This is a genomic window from Haloarcula sp. Atlit-47R, assembly GCF_003665985.1.
GTDB lineage: Archaea > Halobacteriota > Halobacteria > Halobacteriales > Haloarculaceae > Haloarcula > Haloarcula taiwanensis.
In genome coordinates, this window is the sequence record NZ_QPLQ01000043.1 from 1 (window position 1) to 513 (window position 513).

General features: G+C 56.9%; 1 protein-coding gene. It reads left to right on the forward strand.

Annotated elements, in window-relative coordinates; all coding sequences use genetic code 11:
* Positions 1-174 precede the first annotated feature (174 nt).
* Positions 175-339 carry a DUF6757 family protein gene (locus tag DVK00_RS21935; protein WP_004045157.1) on the forward strand — a complete coding sequence of 55 codons (165 nt, stop codon included), beginning with the start codon at positions 175-177 and terminating at the stop codon, positions 337-339.
* Positions 340-513: the final 174 nt, after the last annotated feature.

Consider the following 513-nt stretch of genomic DNA (forward strand, 5'->3'; position numbering starts at 1 on the left):
TCCACGCTTCTAACCGCTATATTCGCGTCTCTAACCTAGTTATCCGTATTACTAACCGGAGTTGTCCATGCACCTAACTACAGTTGTCAGCGACGCTACCCGTATTAATACGCGAATAACTGCGCCGACTGTCTGGGGCGTAGAGTTAAATCCTATCGGAACCGAAGAGGGCGTATGCAGTGTCACTACTGCGACCGTGAGGCCGCATACGCCGCCGAGAAAGACCACATCAAGGTCGGTCTCTGCGAGCGACACTTCCGCAAGCGGGTCGAGGAACTTGCCGAGTCTGAAGAACTCGCCGCCCTGAAAGAGAAGCTTGACATTAACCGAACGAAGTGACGGACTACTCACGGACGCACCCCGAATAAGGACTCCCTACCACCTCCAACCGCCCACCACGGCCGGGCTACTTTATGCCAGGACTTGCCCGCTGAGAAGATAGAGCGCCGCGAGCGCGCCCTCAAACACGAGCGTTCCCGCCGCCGACAACACGAGAAACCGCCGCGACGACAT

Excerpts from the sequence above, each read along its gene's own strand:
- DVK00_RS21935 (WP_004045157.1), top strand. The coding sequence starts at position 175 with ATGCAGTGTCACTACTGCGACCGTGAGGCCGCATACGCCGCCGAGAAA.